Origin of the sequence: Nocardioides segetis (assembly GCF_051390595.1) — a bacterium.
Classification (GTDB): domain Bacteria; phylum Actinomycetota; class Actinomycetes; order Propionibacteriales; family Nocardioidaceae; genus Nocardioides.
In genome coordinates this window covers 365,332-378,323 of record NZ_JBNINR010000006.1, presented here as the reverse complement: position 1 = coordinate 378,323, position 12,992 = coordinate 365,332, and the positions used below count along the sequence as shown (strand labels likewise).

The 12,992-nt window shown below is 73.8% G+C and carries 12 protein-coding genes; 10 read left to right on the top strand and 2 right to left on the bottom strand.

Annotated elements, in window-relative coordinates; genetic code table 11:
• Positions 1–344 precede the first annotated feature (344 nt).
• The 4 genes from ACPZVR_RS14440 (at position 345) to ACPZVR_RS14425 (ending at position 3,986) form a co-directional block, all read left to right on the top strand.
• Positions 345–1,277: a helix-turn-helix domain-containing protein gene (locus ACPZVR_RS14440; protein ID WP_436700286.1), complete on the top strand. Its 933-nt coding sequence runs from the start codon at positions 345–347 to the stop codon at positions 1,275–1,277.
• Positions 1,274–1,834, top strand: coding sequence for a dihydrofolate reductase family protein (locus tag ACPZVR_RS14435; protein WP_436700285.1), 561 nt, complete (start codon positions 1,274–1,276; stop codon positions 1,832–1,834). The genes ACPZVR_RS14440 and ACPZVR_RS14435 overlap by 4 nt, the downstream gene beginning before the upstream one ends.
• A gap of 92 nt (positions 1,835–1,926) precedes the next feature.
• Entirely contained in the window at positions 1,927–3,342 is a 1,416-nt protein-coding gene (locus tag ACPZVR_RS14430; RefSeq protein ID WP_436700284.1) for a gamma-glutamyltransferase family protein, read from the top strand.
• Positions 3,339–3,986, top strand: coding sequence for an MSMEG_1061 family FMN-dependent PPOX-type flavoprotein (locus ACPZVR_RS14425; RefSeq protein WP_436700283.1), 648 nt, complete (start codon positions 3,339–3,341; stop codon positions 3,984–3,986). Before ACPZVR_RS14430 ends, ACPZVR_RS14425 begins: the two co-directional genes overlap by 4 nt.
• Here the strand turns inward: ACPZVR_RS14425 and ACPZVR_RS14420 are convergent.
• On the bottom strand, positions 3,977–4,666 hold the full coding sequence (locus tag ACPZVR_RS14420; protein WP_436700282.1) for a hypothetical protein: 690 nt from the start codon (positions 4,664–4,666) through the stop codon (positions 3,977–3,979). The genes ACPZVR_RS14425 and ACPZVR_RS14420 overlap by 10 nt on opposite strands.
• Positions 4,667–4,767: 101 nt before the next feature.
• Here ACPZVR_RS14420 and dapF point away from each other — a divergent pair, with 101 nt between their 5' ends.
• Positions 4,768–5,607, top strand: coding sequence for a diaminopimelate epimerase (gene dapF / locus ACPZVR_RS14415; protein ID WP_436700281.1), 840 nt, complete (start codon positions 4,768–4,770; stop codon positions 5,605–5,607).
• Positions 5,608–5,664: 57 nt separating this feature from the next.
• A complete protein-coding gene (locus ACPZVR_RS14410) occupies positions 5,665–6,441 on the top strand; it encodes an SDR family oxidoreductase (RefSeq protein ID WP_282403177.1) in 777 nt (258 codons plus the stop codon).
• Positions 6,442–6,468: 27 nt separating this feature from the next.
• Here the strand turns inward: ACPZVR_RS14410 and ACPZVR_RS14405 are convergent, their stop codons facing one another.
• Entirely contained in the window at positions 6,469–7,047 is a 579-nt protein-coding gene (locus tag ACPZVR_RS14405) for a hypothetical protein (RefSeq protein WP_436700280.1), read from the bottom strand.
• A 168-nt stretch (positions 7,048–7,215) separates the two neighbouring features.
• On the opposite strand from ACPZVR_RS14405, the gene ACPZVR_RS14400 reads away from it, so the two are divergent.
• The 4 genes from ACPZVR_RS14400 to ACPZVR_RS14385 all read left to right on the top strand — a co-directional run bounded on the left by ACPZVR_RS14400 (position 7,216) and on the right by ACPZVR_RS14385 (position 12,940).
• Positions 7,216–8,832, top strand: a complete 1,617-nt coding sequence (locus ACPZVR_RS14400) for an alkaline phosphatase D family protein (protein WP_436700279.1) — start codon at positions 7,216–7,218, stop codon at positions 8,830–8,832.
• Between the two features lie 113 nt (positions 8,833–8,945).
• Positions 8,946–10,613 (top strand): DNRLRE domain-containing protein, encoded by a 1,668-nt coding sequence (locus ACPZVR_RS14395; RefSeq protein WP_436700278.1) that lies wholly within the window; start codon positions 8,946–8,948, stop codon positions 10,611–10,613.
• Between the two features lie 56 nt (positions 10,614–10,669).
• Complete coding sequence (hflX, locus tag ACPZVR_RS14390) at positions 10,670–12,178, top strand: GTPase HflX (RefSeq protein WP_436700277.1); 1,509 nt, start codon at positions 10,670–10,672, stop codon at positions 12,176–12,178.
• 87 nt (positions 12,179–12,265) lie between these two features.
• Positions 12,266–12,940: an SGNH/GDSL hydrolase family protein gene (locus ACPZVR_RS14385; protein WP_436700276.1), complete on the top strand. Its 675-nt coding sequence runs from the start codon at positions 12,266–12,268 to the stop codon at positions 12,938–12,940.
• The last annotated feature ends 52 nt before the right edge of the window (positions 12,941–12,992 follow it).

Genomic DNA, 12,992 nt, shown 5'->3' with positions numbered 1-12,992 from the left:
CGCACGCCAGGCCCCATGCGACCGTCGCCAACCGCAGCCGGCAACCCAACCCAGCCACGCTGCCGGCCTTCCCCGTCACTGCCTTTCGGAACGAAACCACGCACCCCACCGCAGCCCACGGACATCCCCCGCAGCACGACCGGCAACAAGGAACGACACCAGCCCGGTCCCGCCCACCGGACCGCAACCCGACCACCGAACCACCCCCCTCCCGACCCTCCTCGTCGCCGCCTTTCGGAACGGAACCACGCACCCGCGCGAGCAAGCACCAGAGCTGGCACCAGAGCCGGCAACGGAGCAAGAACGGTCAAGCGACCACCCCCGCCACCGAGCACACTGGTCCCATGACCGGCCGTGACCGCCTCCGCGAGCTCCTCGACGCCGTTCTCGACGAGGACAGCCGCACGCTGACCGCCATGGCGGACCGGGCGTTCGCGTCGCCGTACCACTTCAGCCGGATGCTGTCCCGGGACACCGGGGAGGCGCCGGTGGCGATGCGGCGGCGGGTGATGCTCGAGCGGGCGGCGTGGCGGCTGCGCCAGGGCGGCAGTGTCACGGACGCCGCGTGGGAGGCGGGCTACGAGTCCGTCGAGGGGTTCAGCCGCGCGTTCACCCGGGCCTACGGGCACCCGCCGAGCGAGGCCGCCGGCGCCGCCGCCCAGGACGGAGGGCGGCGCAGCACCTGGCTACCGGCCGCCAACGGCATCCACTTCCATCCGCCCACGAGCCTGTGGGTGCACACCACGGAGCAGCCCATGAACCCCCTCACCGACCAGCTGGTCCGCCACGACCTCGACGACACCCGTCTTCTGCTGGACCTCGCCAAGGGACTCAGCGAGGAGGAGTTCCGCCGACCCCGGCTGGCGGGTCACGAGGTCAACTCCTGGGAGGGGCCGGAGGAGTCGATCGCGACGGTGCTCGAGCACCAGGTCGGCACGAAGGAGGTCTGGCTCGCCGCGATCGAGGGCGCCGACCTGCCGGAGCGGTCCGAGGGTGCGACGGCGGCCGATCTGGTCGCCCGGCACGACGAGGCGGCGGCGCGGTGGCTGGCGGTCGTCCGCGACGTCGACCGGCGCGGTGCCTGGGACGACCTGCTCGTCGACGCGCTCTGCGAGCCGCCGGAGAGCTTCCAGCTCGGCAGCGTCATCGCGCACGTCCTGACCTATGCGGCCCACCGCCGCCAGCTCGCCCGCCATCTGCTGCGCTCCGCCGGCGTCGACGTCGACGACGGCGATCCGATCATGTGGCTACGCACCGAACGAGGAGACCACGCATGACCCGCACGACCTACTACACCGCCACCACCCTGGACGGCTTCCTCGCCGACCCGGACGACTCGCTGGCCTGGCTGCTGCGCCAGGACCTCGACGAGTCGGGACCGCAGAACTACGGGGCGTTCATCGAGCGGATCGGCGCCCTGGTGATGGGCTCGACGACCTACGAGTGGGTGCTCGCGCATCTCGCGGAGACCGGCGAGTCCTGGTACTACGCCCAGCCGAGCTGGGTGATGACCTCCCGCGAGCTGCCGACCCTCGAGGGGGCCGACGTCCGCTTCGCCAAGGGCGACGTGACCACCGTGTACGACGACCTGCGGGCGGCGGCCGGCGACAAGGACGTGTGGGTGGTCGGTGGGGGCGACCTCGCCGGGCAGTTCGCCGACGCCGGGCTGCTGGACGAGGTGATCGTGTCCGTCGCGCCGGTGGTGCTCGGCGCCGGTCGCCCGTTGCTGCCGCGCCGCCTCGACCTGAGGCTCGAGGAGACCGCGCGCAACGGCGCGTTCGTGACCGCGCGCTACGCGGTCGACGGTCCGCTGACGGAGGACCGCACGGCTTGACAGCGGGGGGATGGTGGAGGGACAGGTCCACTGTCTCGGGAGGACATCGTGCGCCGTACCCCCACCATCCTCGTCGCGGTCGCCTCGACCTGGTGACCAGCGGCGTGTCCGTCGGCGTGCCCGGCACGCCGGCCACCTGGCAGACCGCGCTCGACCGCTGGGGGAGCGTCTCGCTCGCCGCGGCGCTGCGTCCGGCCGCCCGGCTCGCCCAGCGCGGCTTCGTCGTCGACGACACCTTCGCGTTGCAGACCCGCGAGAACGCCGAGCGGTTCCGCACCTTCACCAGCACCACCGACCTCTTCCTCGCCGACGGCGTGCCGCGAGCCGGCAGCAGGTTCCTCAACCCGGACCTCGCGCGCACCTACCGCCAACTGGGCGCGAAGGGGGTCGGCTGGCTCTACACCGGACGACTCGCCGCCGAGGTCGCCCGCACGGTGCGACAGCCGCCGCTCAGCGGCGCGACCGGCCTCCCGGTCCCGCCGGGCAGCATGACGGTGGAGGATCTCGCGACGTACGAGGCGCTCGTCCAGGCGCCGACGTCGATCGAGTACGGCGACCACGAGGTCTACGGCATGGCGCCGTCGTCCTCCGGGGGCACGACGGTCGGGGAGTCCCTCAACATCCTCGAGCAGTCCCGGCCCGCGGGCCCGGCGGGTGCTGTGCCCACCCTCCACCGCTACCTGGAGGCGACCGCCCTCGCTTTCGCCGACCGCGGGAGGTACGTCGGCGACCCCGCCTTCGTGGACGTCCCCACCGCCGCGCTGCTCGACGACCGCTTCGCCCGGGAGCGCGCCTGCTCCCTCGACCCCGACACCGCCGCCGCCAAGCCGGTGCCGGCCGGCGACGTGACGTCCTACGACGGCGTCTGCGCCGCCCCGGCCGGCGCGGGGACGACCGACGGCGACACCGAGAACCTCTCGACCACGCACCTCACGACCGCTGACCGGTGGGGCAACGTCGTGGCCTACATGCTGACCATCGAGCAGACCGGCGGCTCCGGGATCGTGGTCCCGGGTCGCGGCTTCCTGCTCAACAACGAGCTGACCGACTTCTCCACCGTCTACGACCCCGACGACCCCAACCGGATCGAGCCGGGCAAGCGGCCGCGCAGCTCGATGGCGCCGACGATCGTGCTCCGCGACGGGCGGCCGGTGCTGGCTCTCGGCTCGCCCGGCGGGTCGACCATCATCACCACGGTGCTGCAGGTCCTCCTCAACCGACTCGACCTCGGCCTCGGCCTCCCCGACGCGGTCGCCGCGCCCCGGGCGTCCCAGCGCAACACCGCCGCCGTGACCGCCGAGCAGGCCTTCATCGACACGTACGGCGCCGCGCTGGCGACGTACGGGCACACCTTCACCGTCGCCGGACCGCCCGGCTCGAGTGCCGCGGAGATCGGTGCCGTCGCGGCGGTCGAGATCGGTCCCGACGGCCGGCTGACGGCCGTGGCGGAGCCCACGCGGCGGGGAGGCGGGGCCGCCGGTGTGGTCCTGCCTACGCTGAGTCCGTGACGACCGAGGCATCGAGCGAGACCTGGACCGAGATCACCGACGCCGACGCGCTGACCGAGCTGCTCGGCGTGCCGACGCCCGCGGCGCGCGACAAGGAGCGGACCGCGCTGACCGACATCGACCGGGACTGGCTGGCTGCCTCGCCGTTCTGCATGGTCGCCACGGCCGACGCCGCCGGACGCTGCGACGTCTCCCCGAAGGGGGACCCGGCCGGCCGGCTGGTGCACGTCCTCGACGACACGACGATCGCGATCGCCGAGCGGCCGGGCAACCGGCGGGCCGACGGCTACCGCAACATCCTGGCCAACCCCCAGGTCGGGCTGAACTTCCTCATCCCCGGCCGGGGCGACACGCTGCGGATCAACGGACGCGCCCGGCTGGTCAGCGAGGCCCCCTTCCTCGACGACATGGTCGTCAAGGGACACCGGCCGCTGCTGGCGGTCGTGGTCGAGATCGAGACGGTCTTCTTCCACTGTGCCAAGGCCTTCCTCCGCTCGCAGCTGTGGCGCCCCGAGACCTGGGAGCCGGAGGTCAGCGTCCCGCGCCGGGCCGTCGTCGCCCAGCGCCTCGAGCGGCCCGACGACACCATCGAGGTGCTCGACGCCCACTACGGCCCCGACTACGAGGAGCATCTCTACGGCTGACCGGTGGACCCCGCGGCCTCGAGGAACCCCCGCAGCGCGGGCTCGGGCTCGGCGACCGTGGTGATGTTCGCGAGCGTCACCACGCCGAGGAGGGCGACGGCACCGGCCGCCGTCACGGCGGCCGGACGACGCCCGTGCCGCCAGGCGCGCGCTCCCAGGCGGGCGACCAGGACGGCGGCACCGGCGGCCAGCGCGACCATCGTCAGGTGGTAGATCGCGAAGTCCCGCACCAGGGCGGCGAAGGCGGGCGTCCCGTCCGAGGCGAGGGCGAGGTCGGCGGCGCCGGCCGGCACCATCGAGAGCAGCGAGGACAGGGGAGCCACGGCCCCCTGGATGTTCGCGATCAGCACCACCGTGGCGACGACGGCGAGCGCCAGCAGGGCGACCCGGCCCGGCCCGCGGCGTACCCGGCCGAGCGCGACGAGCAGCGCCGTCAGAAGAGCCGCCGCGGCGACGGCCTTCACCACGTGGAAGGCCGCCCAGTAGTCGACGGCGTCGGCCAGCTCCCCGGTCACGGCCCCGTCCCCGAGGCGCCAGTGGTCGGCGAGCGCGCCCGGCAGCGCGTCGCGGAGCGCCCCGACGCCGGAGTAGTCGCCGACGAGGAGGGAGGCCAGGAGCTGGGGCGCCAGCAGGACGGCGGCCACCAGGGTCGCGGTGGTCAGGGTGAGCGTGCGGGTCATGACGACGACGCTAGGAGCCGGCGCCGGCCACCGCGTCGGACCACGGTCTGATCCGGCGGCACGATGCGTCCACCCGCGGCACGACCGCCTACCCTGGACGCGTGTACCCCTTCCTCAAGGGCCACGGCACCGAGAACGACTTCGTCCTGCTGCCCGACCCCGACGGCACCGTCCACGGCGAGCTGAGCGCCGAGCGCGTCCGCGCGCTGTGCGACCGACGGGCCGGCATCGGCGGCGACGGCGTCCTGCGCGTCATCTCCACCGCGGCGATCGGCGCGGCGGGGGCAGGCCAGGACGCCGCCTGGTTCATGGACTACCGCAACAGCGACGGCTCGGTCTCCGAGATGTGCGGCAACGGGGTGCGCGTCTTCGGCCGCCATCTCGCCGAGCAGGGGCTCGTCGACCCGACCGCGCCGGTCCCCGTCGCGACCCGGGCCGGCGTCAAGGTCCTGACCTTCGCCGGCGGCGCCGTCGACGGCGAGATCACCGTCGACATGGGGATCCCGAAGGTGCTCGAGGAGACCACCGTCGCGATCGGCGAGCGGTCCTGGCCGGCGCTGCACGTCGACATGGGCAACCCGCACGCGGTCGCCTTCCTCTCCGAGGGGGCCGACCTCGCCGACATCGGCCCGCTGCTCGACGCCCCCACCCACGACCCGGCGGTCTTCCCGGCCGGCGTCAACGTGGAGTTCGTCGTACGACGCGGACCGGGTCACGTCGCGATGCGGGTCCACGAGCGCGGCTCGGGGGAGACCCGGTCCTGCGGCACCGGCGCCTGCGCGGTCATGGTCGCCACCGCCCTCGCGGACGGAGCCGCCCGCGACACGGCATACCGGGTCGACCTGCCGGGCGGCACCCTCCGGATCACCTGGACCGCCGACGATCGCATCCTGATGACCGGCCCGGCCGTGGTCGTCGCCGCGGGCACGACCTCTCTCTGAGTCTCAACACTGACACCGACGGTGTCACGGTGGGGCGCCCGCCCTATGCTCCGGACCATGGAACTCACCGGATCCTCCGCCATCGTCACCGGCGCCGCCTCGGGCATCGGTGCCGCCGCCGCCCGCCAGCTCGCCGCGAAGGGCGCGACCGTCGTCGTCGCCGACCTCCAGGCCGACAAGGGCGAGGCCCTCGCCGCCGAGATCAAGGGCGTCTTCGCCCAGGTCGACGTCACGAACACCGAGCAGATCGCGGGCGCGGTCAAGGCCGCCGCCGACATCGCCCCGCTGCGCGCGGTGGTCAACTCGGCCGGCATCGGCTGGGCACAGCGCACCATCGGCCGCGACGGCCAGCTCGAGTCGGCCCACTCCCTCGAGGCGTTCACCAAGGTGATCGCGATCAACCTGATCGGCACGTTCGACATGGTCCGCCAGGCCGCCACCGTGATGAGCCAGAACGAGCCCGACGCCGACGGGTGCCGCGGTGCCATCGTCAACCTCGCCAGCGTCGCCGCCTTCGACGGCCAGATCGGCCAGGCGTCGTACTCCGCCTCCAAGGGCGGCGTGGTCGGCATGACGCTCCCGGTCGCCCGCGACCTCGCGGCCTCCGGCATCCGCCTCAACACGGTCGCCCCCGGCCTGATCGACACCCCGATCTACGGCGAGGGCGAGCAGGCGGAGGCGTTCAAGGCCAAGCTCGGCGAGAGCGTGCTCTTCCCGAAGCGCCTCGGCGTCCCTGACGAGCTGGCCAGCATGGTCATCGAGTGCCTGACCAACTCCTACATGAACGGCGAGGTCGTCCGCGTCGACGGCGGCATCCGGATGCCCCCGAAGTAGTCCCGGCCCCCTGGGCGCCGCCGGGGCTCAGCCCTGGCACATCGTCTGGCCGTACGGCCCGTCCGTGGAGCGCCGCTCGGTGACCTTGCCGTTGATCGTGATCACGCAGGTCACCGGCGTCCCGGAGGGGCCTGCGCCGAAGAAGAGGCGCGCGTAGTCGGGGTTGCCGTAGGCGATCGTCGTGAGCGACCAGCGGGTCCCGACGTTCTTCACCGTCCCGGACGGGTCGGTCAGGCTGGTCGGCACCTGGTAGCCGACGATGCCGATCGGCGCCTTGGAGAAGACCTCCAGGCGCACCCGGATCTTCGGCAGCGACGCGCTGCCGCCCTTGCCCGTGAGCCCGGGCATGCTCAACGGCGGCAGGCTGCCGGCTCCCGCCGCGAACCCGCTGGGCGCGCTGCCGGGCCCGCCGGCGCTGGGGCTCGCGCTGGGGGTGGGCGTCGTCGTCGGTGTCGCCGACGGCACCTCCGTCGGCAATCCGCCGGGGCCGGCGTCGGCCGACGGGGACGGCGTCGCCCGCGGGCGTGCCGTCGTGCCGCCGTCGTCGCCGCCGCCTCGCCCGACGACGACGCTGATCACGATGATGAGGAGGGATACGCCCACCACGATCCATCCGCGGTGGTCGCCCCCCGGCCGACCGACTCTCACACCAGGTCAACGAGCGGAGGCCGCCGGCGGTACGTGAGGTGCGGCACGCGCGGTCCGGCCGATGTTCACCGACACGCAGCGTCGTGATCAGGGCCCGGTCGCCGAGGAGCGGTTCGCTGACGCAATGTGACGCTGCTCGGGGACGACCAGACCCGCCTGGCCGACCGGCTCGCCGACCTCCGGGTCGGCCGCCGTACGACGATCGTGGCGGGCCTGTCCGGCGCCTCGGTGCCCGCGCTGGGACTGCTCGGCCGCTCGCCGAGCCTCGTCGAGCGCCGCCGGGACCTGACGTCCGGCGTCCGCAGCGGCGAGGTCACCACCTCCTCCGCGGTGATCTGGTCGCGGGGGCTGCGACCCAGCCGGCTCATGGTCCGCCTGCACAGCGACGGTCGGCACCGTCGGCTGGTGCGCGGGCCGTGGACGGACGAGCGGACCGACTTCACCGCCCGGATCCACCTCACCGGCCTCGCCCCCGGCCGACCCTACGACGCCGAGGTGTGGTTCGAGAGCCCCGACGGCGAGCGCAGCGCGCCGCAGCGGCTCACCTTCGCGACCGCGCCGGTGCACGCCGCCGCCCAGTCCGTCGTGTGGTCGGGCGACACCTGCGGCCAGGGCTGGGGGATCGACCGCGCCCGGGGCGGCCTGACGACGTACCGCACCATGCTGGGGCTGCGTCCCGACCTGTTCGTGCACGTCGGCGACACGATCTACGCCGACGAGCCGATGGACGAGACCGTGCTCCTCGACGACGGCACCACCTGGCGCAACGAGCTGACCGAGGACGTCATGGTCGTCTCGGAGACCCTCGACCAGCTCCGCGGCCGGCACCGGTACCCGCTGCGCGACGACAACGTGCGTGCCTTCTACGCCGCCGTCCCGACCGTCGCGATGTGGGACGACCACGAGACCTGCAACAACTGGTGGCCCGGCGAGGTCATCGACGACGAGAGGTACGCCGAACGTCGCGCCGACGTCCTCGCGATCCGGGGGCGCCGGGCGTGGCAGGAGTACCAGCCGGTGCCGGTGCGCCGGCTGGCTGCGGCGGGCGGCGACGGATTCGCGGCCACGCGCCTCTATCGGCGGGTGCCGCGCGGGCAGCACCTCGACCTGTTCTGCCTCGACATGCGCAGCTGGCGCGGCCCCAACCCCGACACGGACCCCGCGCTGGCCGGAGACCGGACCCCGGCCGGACTGCTCGGCCCCGACCAGGAGGCCTGGCTGGTCCGCGCACTGCGCTCCTCGACCGCGACCTGGAAGGCGGTCTGCACCGACCTGCCGCTGTCGGCGCCCACCAACCGGGTCACCGACCTCGACGGCTACGCCAACAAGGACGACGGCCCGCCGATCGGACGCGAGCCGGAGCTGGCCCGGATCCTCTCCGCCCTCAAGCGGCACGGCGTGCGCAACGTCATCTGGCTGACCGGGGACGTCCACTACACGGCCGCCCACCACTACCACCCCGAGCGGGCCGCGTTCACCGACTTCGACCCGTTCTGGGAGTTCGTCTCCGGGCCGGTCGCCTCCTCGCCCTTCTGGGTCAAGGACGCCGAGCTGGACCGGACCTTCGGCCCCGAGGTCGTCTTCTCGCGGGGCGAGGCCGAGACCGGCCGCCTCGACATCGCGCCGCACCCCACGAACCAGTACTTCGGCCACCTCGACGTCGCCGCCTCCGGCCTCCTCACCGTCCGGCTCTACGACGGTGCCGGCAGCGTGCTGTGGGAGCGCGCGCTCGAGCCCGCGTGAGGAGTCTGCGCGAAATCGCTGCGCGCGGACCGTCGGTCGCCTAGCGTGCGACCGACGGGTGGCGTGCGTCGCGTCATGAGGGCCCCGTCGGACGAAGGCCGGTGTGGACAGCCATGACGGACATCTTCTTCATCCCGCGGGTCTCCCCGACCCGCCCCACGCGCCGAGCGGTCCGCTGGGCCGCCGCGGCCGCCGGTACCGCGCTGATCGCCGCCTCGGTGCAGGTCCCGGTGCGGGCCGCCGCCGAGGAACCGGTCGCGCCGGACGGCACCACCACCGTCACGCTGACCGCGACGGCCGACACCTGGGTGCGCACCGGTCTCGGCCAGCCCGGCCGACCGGCCGCGCCGGAGCTCCAGGTGGGGTCGAGCAACTACGGCCTGGTCAAGGCGCGGTCGTTCCTCGCCTTCGACACCTCCAACGTGGACCTCGCCGGCGCGACCGTCGTGGACGCCGAGCTGACGATGAGCAACTTCGCCACCGGCTCGTGCACCGGCTCCCCGGTGCGGGTCTCCCGCGTGACGTCGGCCTGGACCGAGAGCATCAAGTGGAGCACCCAGCCGCAGGCGACCGCGACCGGGTCGGCGACCACCAGCACGGCATACGGCAGGACCGGCTGCGCCGACGAGGGAGTGGCGGCCTGGGACGCCACCGCCATCGTCCAGGCCTGGGCCGGCGGCGCGGCCAACCACGGCGTGCAGGTCCGGGCCGACAGCGAGAGCAGCGCGACCGGCTACCGCCAGTACCGCTCGCTCGAGAACGGCGACTCCGCGAAGCTGCCGACGCTCACCATCACCTACACCCCGGCTCCCGAGCCCAACCAGCCTCCCGCCACCCCGGCCCAGCTGAACGCCACGCCCGGTGCCCACGGCTGGGTCCGCTCCGCCACCCCGACGCTCTCGGCCGTCGTGTCCGATCCCGAGGGCGGCCCCGTCGCGGCCGTCTTCGAGATCGTCGAGGGAGCGGACGTCGTGTGGACGGGCACCAGCGACGAGGTCGCCTCCGGTGGCACCGCGTCGGTCCAGGTGCCCGCATGCGTCCTCGCCGAGGGCACCGCGTACGTCGTCACCGCGACGGCCCGCGACGAGGCCGGCGACCTCAGCGCTGAGCCGACCGCCCTGTGGCTCGTCGTCGACACGGTCGCGCCGACGGCCGCGGTCTCCTCCGCGCGGTTCGTCGACGGCACCTGGACCACCACCGTGCCCTCGTCCGACACGCTGACCTTGACCGGCGGCGAGGGCACGAGCTGGTTCACCGTCACCGCGGACGGGCACGCGTTCGTGGTCGGCGCGGACGCCTCCGGCGTCGCCACCGTGCCCTACACCCCCGTCGCCGGCTGGCACGAGGTGGTCGTGGTCGCCGGCGACCCGGCCGGCAACGTCAGCGAGCCGGCCCGTCTCTCCTACGGCACCGGACCCGCGCCGGTGTGGTCGGCCCCCGCGGCCAACGCCACCAGCCCGGCGTCGTACGCCGTCGAGGTGTCGGGACCGCCGGGGTCGAGCTACGGCTCGCTGCACTGGCGGGTCGCGGGCGAGTCGGGCTGGCGGTCGGCGAGCGAGGTGACCACGGTGGACGGTACGCCGTGGTCCGGCGCGCTGGCCCCGTCGAGCGCGCGGTCGACCACCGGGCCGCTGACCTGGCACGCGACCGAGGAGCCGTACGGCAGCGGGACGCTCGCCCCGCCCGCGGTCCTGCAGCTGCGCGCGTGCTTCAACTACGCGGGCCGGCTGTCGTGCACCGACATCCGCAATCTGGCGCTGCAGGAGGCGGCCACGCCGTGAACCTCGGATAATCGGGAAGCATCTCGTGGCGCTCGTCGTTACGCTGGACGACGCCTATGACGAACCGTGCTGAAGACTTCTCCCTCGCCGACGCGCTGCGAGCCACCGAGGGCTGGGACGACCCCGACACCGAATTCGACGACTTCGAGTCCGGCTACGCGAGCGAGCCCGCTGGCGAGCTCCGTGCGGGGGAGGACCCGACCACCGGCGACCTCGACCTGGTCGAGCGCCACGAGCTGCGCCGGGTCGCCGGCCTGCGCACCGAGCTCGAGGACATCACCGAGGTCGAGTACCGCCAGCTCCGCCTCGAGCGGGTGGTGCTCGTCGGCGTGTGGACCGGCGGCGCCATCAGCGAGATCGAGAACGCGATGGCCGAGCTCGCCCTGCTCGCCGAGACCGCCGGCTCGGAGGTGCTCGACGCGATCTACCAGCGCCGCACCTTCCCCGACCCGGCGACCTACATCGGCCGCGGCAAGGTCGACGCCCTGCGCGAGATCGTGCGGGCCACCGGCGCCGACACCGTGATCTGCGACGGCGAGCTCGCGCCCTCCCAGCTGCGCAACCTCGAGGACAAGGTCAAGGTCAAGGTCGTCGACCGGACCGCGCTGATCCTCGACATCTTCGCGCAGCACGCGAAGTCCAAGGAGGGCCAGGCGCAGGTCGAGCTCGCACAGCTCAACTACATGAAGCAGCGCCTGCGCGGCTGGGGTGGCAACCTCTCCCGCCAGGCCGGTGGCCGGGTCGGCGCGGACGGCGGCGGCATCGGCGGCCGCGGCCCCGGTGAGACCAAGATCGAGACCGACCGGCGCCGGATCAACGACAAGATCGCCAAGCTCCGCCGCGAGCTGAAGGTGATGAAGGGGACCCGCGACACCAAGCGCCAGGAGCGCCGTCGCAACGAGGTCCCGTCGGTCGCGATCGCCGGCTACACCAACGCCGGCAAGTCGTCGCTGCTCAACCGGCTCACCGGCGCCGGGGTGCTGGTCGAGGACGCGCTGTTCGCGACGCTCGACCCGACCACGCGTCGTACCTCCACCGCCGACGGCCGGGTCTACACCATGAGCGACACGGTCGGCTTCGTCCGGCACCTGCCGCACCAGCTGGTCGAGGCGTTCCGCTCCACGCTCGAGGAGGTCGCCGACGCCGACCTGATCGTCCACGTCGTCGACGGCTCGCACCCCGACCCCGAGGGCCAGCTCGCCGCGGTGCGCGAGGTGCTCGCCGAGATCGGCGCGACCGACGTGCCCGAGCTGGTCGTGGTCAACAAGATCGATGCCGCCGACCCGCTCGTCGTCGACCGGGTGCTGCGTCGCGAGCCCCATGCCGTCGCCGTCTCGGCCCGCACCGGCGAGGGCATCGCCGAGGCGATCGCCGCCGTCGAGGCCGAGCTCCCGCGTCCCCGGGTCGAGTTCACCGCCCTCGTCCCCTACGCGCGGGGCGACCTGATCGACCGGATCCACAAGGACGGCGAGATCGGCACCCTCGAGCACACCGCCGACGGCACCCGGGTCACCGGCCGGGCCACCGAGGCGCTGGCCGGCGAGCTCGCCGCCTACGCGGTCTGAGCCCGGCCTCCTCTTCGTACCGGACGATTCGGTTGCGATTCGGCCAATTCGGCAACCCGATCGTCCGGTACGACGGATGATGCCGGCGTGACTCGGCACCGACTGCTCCTCGGCCTGCTCGCGCTCGTCGTCACGACCGTGGCGAGCACGGCCCTGCTGGCGCGCGCCGGCGCCCGGACCGACCCCTGCGTGGCCCGGGGCGAGCGCGCCGAGGCGCGGGCCGCGCTGGTGACCGGGTCCGGAGCCTCGGTCCTGGTGATCGGGGACTCCTACTCCGTCGGCGTCGGCGCGCGCCCGGAGCGGTCCTGGCCGGTCCGGCTGCCCGGCCGGGTCCGGGTCGACGGCTTCTCGGGCAGCGGGTTCTCCTCCGGCGCCAGCGCCTGCGGCGACGTCTCCTACGCCACGCGGGCCGCCGCCGGTGTCGCGGCAGCCGACCTCCTCGTCGTCGAGGGCGGGCTCAACGACGCCGACCAGCCGACCGCCGACCTCCAGGCCGGGTTCGACCGGCTGATGCGCGAGCTCGCGGGTCGCTCGGTGCTGGTGGTGGGACCGCCGCCGGCGCCGCGGCTGCGCTATGACGACGTGGCGGCCGTCGACGCGACGCTCGCCCGGCTCGCGGCCGACCACGGGGCGGCGTACCTGTCCATGCTCGACGTCGAGCTGAGCTACGACGACGACCGGCTGCACCCCGACGCGGCCGGTCACCGCGTGTTCGGCGACCGGGTCGCGGCGCGGGTCCGGGAGCTCCTGCCCGTCGAGTAGCCCGCGAGAACGAGCGGGCGCACCGAGACGCTGTGGAGGGGTGCGCGAGGAC